We start from the raw sequence: 7,267 nt of genomic DNA, 5'->3' as shown, positions 1-7,267 counted from the left end.
GTTTTCTTTAATTTTAGACCTCGAGAGGCACAAATTCAAGTTGATTAACATCTACTAAGCCTTGGTCAGTAATTTTGAGACTAGGAATTACAGCTAAAGGCATGAAACTTAAAGTCATAATTGGATTGATTTCGGCAGGAATGCCGAGCTCTTCATGGGCTACTTGGTCAACTAAGTCTTGTTGGGCGATAACTTCTGGGGCGGATAAATTACTCATCAAACCCGCAATTGGAAGTGGCATGGACGCAATGACTTGGCCATCTTTGACTAGGGTAATACCTCCTTTTTGTATCTGGAGGTTTTGCACAGCACAAGCCATGTCGGCATCATTAGTCCCGGTTACAATCACGTTATGAGAATCATGCCCAATTGAAATTGCGATAGCACCAGCCCGAATGCCATAGCCTTTAAGTAAACCTGTGAAAACATGACCTGTTTGGTGGTGGCGCTCTACGACAGCAATTTTGGTGAGATCTTGGTCAGCTTGGTAAACAAAATCCCCCTCAGCATCAGTTTGTACCTCGACATGAGCTTCGTTAGTCAAAACCTCGCCAGGGATAATTTCAATGGCACGCACTTTATTTTGTTTTAATTTAAGCTTGAGTTTATCCGAAGTGAAGTTTGCAATTTTCATTGTGGCGGAAACTTTTTGAATGGAGGCATGTTTGGTTTTAGGTAGATAGTGACCAGCTCGCGCAGTTAATTGCCCCTTGACAAAAACTTCCTCTACCTTAAAATTTTCTAAATCTGAGACCACTAGCAAGTCGGCGCGCTTACCTGGGGCGATGGCCCCACGGTCATCTAACCCACACATTTCAGCAGAATTTAAGGTTGCCATTTGAATTGCTGTGATTGGTGTAAGCCCGTTCTTGATTGCCAGGCGAATATTATGGTCTAGGTGACCTTTAGTGAGGACTGTTTTTGCTTGAACATCATCTCCCGCAAGCACGCACCGGCGACTATTGGTAGCAGTGACACCTTTCAGAAGAGTGGGTAGATCGTGACAAACGGTACCTTCACGGAGCATAACGTACATACCTCGGGAAATACGATCGTGCATTTCTGCAATCGTAGAACATTCGTGGTCATTTAAAATTCCGGCAGCCACATAAGCATTTAGGTCCTTACCGAAAATTTTTGGTGCATGACCATCAATGCGTTTACCGCTTTTTTGAGCAGCGAGCAGTTTTGCGATAACATCTGACCGCGCGGAAATAACGCCTTTAAAGTCCATGAATTCTGCCAAACCATCGACTTTACCAGCTTGTAGATAAGGTTCGATATCGGTAGCGGTTAAATTGGCACCTGAACTTTCTAAGGGGGTTGCAGGTACGCAAGAAGGCATAAGGTAATGAATATCTAAGGCGGTATTTTGAGCATCCGCACACATGTATTTTAGGCCTTCTAAACCTGCAACATTGACGATTTCATGGGGGTCAGCCATGATAGTAGTGGTGCCATGGGGAAGAAAAATACGACCAAATTCAGCAGGTGAAACATAGGAAGATTCAATATGAATATGACTTTCAATTAAACCTGGTACAAGGTATTGGCCGGCTAAATCATGAACTTTTTTAGCTTGATAGTCACTGCCAAAACCAGCAATTTTACCATCAACAAGGGCGACATCAGTTTGAATGATTTTGCCTTGATAAACGTCGACCATGCGGGTGTTTTTCAAGAGGAGATCGGCTTTTTGGCGACCATTGGCGACGGAAATCAAGTGGGTTAGTTGGTTAGTATTCATATAATTTTCCTTTCTGCGTTAAATGTTCGCTTTTAATCGGATTTAATCCGCTTTTTAAGTTATTTTGTCTATTTTAACCGCATAATATGACTAAATCAAGTTTAAATTGACCTTTTAGAGAAAATTATCAAACTTAAAAACGAATAATGATGTTTTTTATTGATTGAATTAAATTGCGGTACAATAACGATAAGAAATTTTACGAAAAGAGGTTAAGATAATGACCAAACCCAAGGCTCTGATTATTGCGGAAAAAAAGTCACTTGCTGATGTTTATCGTCAGGCCATCCACCAATATGGCCAGACATTTCCCTTTGACTATGAAGTTTTACAGTTCCAAGGTAATGTCGTCGGGTTAAAAGAGCCTGACCAAATCAATCCCGCCTGGAAAAAATGGTCCTTAGAAGACTTACCTTTATTACCAGAAAAATTTGAATATACACCCATTAAACCTCAAAAAGGGGATGATCGACGCACGGCCCAATATAAAAAACGGGGCTATCAATATTTCCAAGAAGCCAAAAAACAATTATCCTCAGGGCGTTATGCGGTGGTCGTTAATGGTTGTGATCCGGACCGTGAAGGACAGTCAATTTTCGATAAATTTATGTTATTAATGTCTAAAAAGGTTCAAAAGTTACCGCAAAAACGTCTCTGGGTTGGTGATATGCAGGTGGAAACGTCTGTCCAATACCTGCGTAATCCTTTGGATAATAAGGATCCTGAATATGTCAACTTTGGTCATGAAGCGATGGGGCGGGGGATTATGGACTGGCTTTTAGGAATTAATGGTTCGCGGGCCTTTACCCTAGAATTTAAAGCGCGTCCCGCTATTCATATTGGGCGGGGGATGACAGCAATCTTAGCTATTGTGGCGCAAAGAAACCGCGAAATTGCTAATTTCCAAAGTCATCCTTATTGGCAACTAAAGCTCATGGCGGGGTTAGGTAACGGTCAGGAATTAACTACTCGTTTGATTCAAGCTAAAGCAGAAAAACTGCTTAATTTTACGGATTTTGAAGCGGCTCAAGATGTTGAAAAGCAGGTAAGACCTGGTCCCGCTGTTGTGACGGAATCTAGTCAAGGAAAGGGAAAAATAGCGTTACGGCGGAGTCCGAAGTATTTTAATACTTCGGATCTGATAGCTTACCTTTCTAGTCCCACTTATCGTTGTAGTGGCCAAAGTGTGACGGCGGCTTTGCAGCACCTTTACGAACGTAAAATTACCACTTATCCACGAACGGCGGGGCGTGAAATGACACCTCAGAGGGCTGAAAATTTAGAACAAATCCTTGCCGTAGCTCAAAAGGTTCCTGCTCTCAATGAAAGGTTGCGACAGTTAGAAATTACCCCGGCCATGGTTACTAAATTGGCGCAAAATCGTTACTATGTGAAACCGTTAAGCCAAAAGACCGGCCACGATTGCTTGACTTTTACGGGGAAAGAATTTGACTATGAGAAACTAAATCATGTTGAACAATTAGTGGTTTCAGCCATTGCATTTAGATTGTTATTATCAGTTTTACCACCAGAAAAGCACCGTCAAGAAAAAATTATTTTAAAAGTTCAAGATTACCGCTTTTTAGCTCAAGCTAATAGTTTAGTAGATTCAGGATGGACTGCGTATATTCCTAATTTCAAGGGTAATTATCAGCAACTGCCCTCCTTGTTCCAGGGATGGTTTTACCAGTTACTAAGACTGAATTAGAAGAAAAGCAGACTACCCCTCCCAAACCGTATACGACAGCAACCTTGTTGAAGGCCATGGAAAATGCGGGTCGATTAACCAGTAAGGCTAAATTGCGCCAAGCTTTGAAAGATCACGGTATAGGTACCGCAGCAACCCGTCAAATTTTGATTGATAAAAATGAGCAACTAGGCTACTGGACTATTGACAAAAAAAGTCGTATTATCAAGCTTACTGATAGTGGTAATCGTATTATTGATCTTTTAAAAGATAATCCTTTGGTTAAGGTCGACTTAACTGCCCAATGGGAGGAAAAATTAGCAGAAGTATCCTCAGGAAACTTATCATTGAGCGATTTTTCTGAAATAGCTAAAAAAGAAGCAAGTGCGATTGTTGCCCAAATTATCGGTAGCCAAACGGAGAGCTTCCGGCAGGAAGAGCCAGCCCAAGTAATTGCGAGCTGTCCTTTATGTGGGGGGCAAATTCAACAAGATGGTCATGCCTATAAATGTAGGAATTATGGTCAGGAGGCAGGATGTAATTTCTATTTAGGCCGGTATCCATCTTGGTTAAAAGGTAATGAATTACAACCACATGAAGTTCTAAGTTTAATTAACACCGGTAAATCAAGCTTTTTAAAAATGTATTCTCCTAAGAAGCGTCGTAACTTCCAAGCCCGGTTCACTTTGAATTTGGCGGAAAAGAAAATCGACTTTGAATTTAAACCGCGTAAACAAATACTGGCCAAAGAAATTGGTATCTGTCCGCTTGATGGCGGTAAAATTTTAGAATCCGATAAACAATATGTCTGTCAAAATCATCGAGTTCAACGTGACCAAAGTGGTCATTGGCAAGAAAGTGGCTGCCCGTTTAAGGTTTTTAAGACCATGTTAGGAACTAAAATTACGATGGCGGATATGCAAGCTATGTTGAACCAAGGACAAACTGAAGTAAAAGAATTTACTGGTAAAAAACACCAGTTATTTAGGGCACGTTTGATTTTTGATGAGAACCAAGGGCGTACAACTTTTCGGTTTGAAAATTAAAAAGCCCACTGAAATTTGGATTTCAGTGGGCTATAGGGAGAAGTATTATGAAAAAAGTTATTTGTGTTATTAGCTTATGTTTTTATCATAGGAGAAAAATATGAAAAATGTGTGACGTGCTGAAGATGATTTTTTGAAAAAAAAGTTCTAAAATAAATGTAAAAATGAAAGCAGGAAAACAATAGTGAAAAAAAAGAAATTATTATTAATCTCCACGGGGGGCACCATTGCTTCGGTAGCTTCTAACACAGGTTTGGTGCCTAAAGAATCTGGGAGGCAAATGTTAGAATTAATTGGGGAAGTTCCTTATGATGTTGAAGTACATGATATTTTGCAAATAGACTCTTCTAATATGCAGCCTGAAGAATGGGAAATAATTGCTCAAGAAATTTACCACAATCGCCTCAATTATGACGGGATTGTACTTTCGCATGGAACCGACACGATGGCTTATACGGCTTCTATGTTGTCTTTCATGCTACAAGATATTGAAATTCCGGTCGTTTTAACTGGGAGTCAGGTGCCAATTAACGTGGTTTTAAGTGACGCCCCTGACAATTTGCGCTTAGCGTTTGTGGCCGCGGACTTGTGCCAACCTGGTATTTATCTAGCTTTTGATGGTAAGGTTATGCGGGGGTGTCGGACAGTTAAGGTTCGCACGACAAACTTTGATGCTTTTGAAAGTGTGAACTTGCAGCCAGTTGCCCAGGTTACATCAGATGGCTTAGTTTTTAATGATCAGGCGCAATTAAAGTTGGCCCCTAATTTAAATTGTAAACTCAATACTAAGGTGGACCACCATGTATCTTTGGTGAAACTCTTCCCCGGTTTTGATCCTAATTTGTTATTTGCTATGGCTGATAATGGTTGTCGTGGGATTGTAATCGAAGCCTACGGTCTAGGTGGGATGAATTTTATCCGACGCAATATTGTGGCAGTAATTGGTGAATTAATCAAGCGTGGGATTCCGGTGATTGCTACCAGTCAATGTCTATATGAAAGAAGTGATCTGACCAAGTATGAAGTAGGACGTGAAGCTTTACTTCAGGGGGCAATTTCAGCTCATGATATGACTTCGGAAAGTGCTATTACTAAGTTAATGTGGGGGTTAGGTCAAGGAATGGACTTAGATGAAATCGCCCAATTTTTTGAAACCAATGTGGTCGGTGAAGTTACGCTTTCAGTAAATTAAGATAGACATTTTTAAAAGTATCAGCGTATAATAAGCCGTAAATAGAAAAATGAATATTACTAGAAAATATCAAAAGAATTTTTGATAGTGAGGGAAATTTATGAGTAAAGAAAAACGTGGTGCACCCGCATTAAACCGAACCATGACGGCCGGGCAGATGGAAATGATTTCTCTGGGAGGGGCCATTGGGGTTGGATTATTTATGGGATCAACGTCGACGATTAAGTGGACCGGACCTTCAGTAATTTTGTCATATGCTTTTGTTGGGGTTATTTTGTATGTTGTTATGCGAGCCTTAGGGGAGATGCTATATGTTAACCCTGGGACTGGTTCTTTTGCTGATTATGCAACCGAACATGTCCATCCTTTAGCTGGTTATCTGGCTGAATGGGCCAATGTTTTTGAATATATTGTCGTGGGGATGTCTGAAGTGGTGGCAGTCACTGAATATATACGCTATTGGTGGCCTAATGCCAACACGGCGTTTGTGGGTTTGATAGTGATTTTTTTCTTACTGCTAGCTAATTTGGCTTCAGCCAAAGCCTACGGGGCACTTGAATTTTGGTTTGCCATGATCAAGGTGGTGACCATTATTTTGATGATTATTCTGGGACTTTTAATTATCTTCTTTGGCTTTGGAAATGGTGGTCATCCAGTGGGGGTAAGTAACCTTTGGGCTCACGGCGGTTTCTTCACAGGTGGTTTTAAGGGATTTATCTTCTCCATGGCAATTGTCGTGGGTTCTTACGAAGGAATTGAACTTTTAGGAATTTCAGCTGGTGAAGTAGCGAACCCGCAAAAGGCCGTAGTTAAATCCGTCAAATCAGTTTTGTTTAGAATTCTAATCTTCTATGTAGGAGCTATTTTTGTGATTGTTACCATTTACCCTTGGAATCAACTAAGCGAAGTGGGCTCACCATTTGTTTCCACATTTGCACAAGTCGGTATTACAGCGGCTGCTTCAATTATCAACTTCGTGGTTTTAACTGCGGCTTTATCTGGAGCTAATTCAGGGATATATTCTTCGAGTCGGATGCTCTTTAAATTGGCCCACGATGGTGACGCACCGAAATTCTTCGGTCATATTTCTAAACATATTGTGCCTGATCGGGCCATTCTCGGGATTACCGGAGGGATTTTAATTGGTTTTATCTTGGATTTATTTGCTTCTAAGTTTAGTAATTCAGCTTCGGAATTGTTTGTCTTGGTCTTTTCATCTTCAGTTTTACCGGGGATGGTGCCATGGTTTGTAATTTTATTAGCCGAATTACGTTTCCGCAAACAAAGTCCAGAATTGATGGAGAACCATCCATTCAAATTGCCACTGTATCCTTTCTCCAACTACTTTGCCATGGCAATGTTGGTGATAATCGTGGTCTTTATGTTTATCAATCCGGATACTAGAATTTCTGTGAGTGTCGGGGCTTTGGTCTTAATTGTTGCGACTATCGCTTATCTCATCCGCCACAAGAGTGAAATGAAACAAAATTAAATAAAACCGTCCTGAACTCAGGACGGTTTTTGTCGCGTAAGCGCGCGAGGAAACTCGGTAATTTATTACCGAGAGGAAAGCGCCCCCTGTAAAAAAATTCCTT

General features: G+C 40.8%; 4 protein-coding genes and 1 pseudogene. 4 read left to right on the top strand and 1 reads right to left on the bottom strand.

All coding sequences use genetic code 11. The features are described from left to right. Positions 1-13: 13 nt before the first annotated feature. A complete protein-coding gene (ade, locus tag JCM10991_RS13875; RefSeq protein WP_035188905.1) occupies positions 14-1,747 on the bottom strand; it encodes an adenine deaminase in 1,734 nt (577 codons plus the stop codon). Between the two features lie 220 nt (positions 1,748-1,967). Here ade and JCM10991_RS16250 point away from each other — a divergent pair. From JCM10991_RS16250 to JCM10991_RS10920, 4 genes and pseudogenes are all read left to right on the top strand, one after another. Further along, a pseudogene (locus tag JCM10991_RS16250) lies at positions 1,968-3,733 on the top strand (DNA topoisomerase); the annotation flags it as partial. Between the two features lie 342 nt (positions 3,734-4,075). Further along, entirely contained in the window at positions 4,076-4,480 is a 405-nt protein-coding gene (locus tag JCM10991_RS16500) for a topoisomerase C-terminal repeat-containing protein (RefSeq protein WP_369384740.1), read from the top strand. A 184-nt stretch (positions 4,481-4,664) separates the two neighbouring features. Beyond that, positions 4,665-5,672 (top strand): asparaginase, encoded by a 1,008-nt coding sequence (locus JCM10991_RS10925; protein WP_025021504.1) that lies wholly within the window; start codon positions 4,665-4,667, stop codon positions 5,670-5,672. Positions 5,673-5,772: 100 nt separating this feature from the next. Further along, positions 5,773-7,164, top strand: a complete 1,392-nt coding sequence (locus JCM10991_RS10920) for an amino acid permease (RefSeq protein ID WP_025021503.1) — start codon at positions 5,773-5,775, stop codon at positions 7,162-7,164. The last annotated feature ends 103 nt before the right edge of the window (positions 7,165-7,267 follow it).

It is taken from the genome of Ligilactobacillus equi DSM 15833 = JCM 10991, from assembly GCF_000615765.1.
Taxonomy (GTDB): Bacteria; Bacillota; Bacilli; order Lactobacillales; family Lactobacillaceae; genus Ligilactobacillus; species Ligilactobacillus equi.
The sequence above is the reverse complement of the archived record's forward strand: the minus strand, read 5'-3'. Positions and strand labels throughout refer to the sequence as shown.

Excerpts from the sequence above, each read along its gene's own strand:
- ade (WP_035188905.1), bottom strand. The coding sequence starts at position 1,747 with ATGAATACTAACCAACTAACCCACTTGATTTCCGTCGCCAATGGTCGC.
- JCM10991_RS16500 (WP_369384740.1), top strand. The coding sequence starts at position 4,076 with ATGTATTCTCCTAAGAAGCGTCGTAACTTCCAAGCCCGGTTCACTTTG.
- JCM10991_RS10920 (WP_025021503.1), top strand. The coding sequence starts at position 5,773 with ATGAGTAAAGAAAAACGTGGTGCACCCGCATTAAACCGAACCATGACG.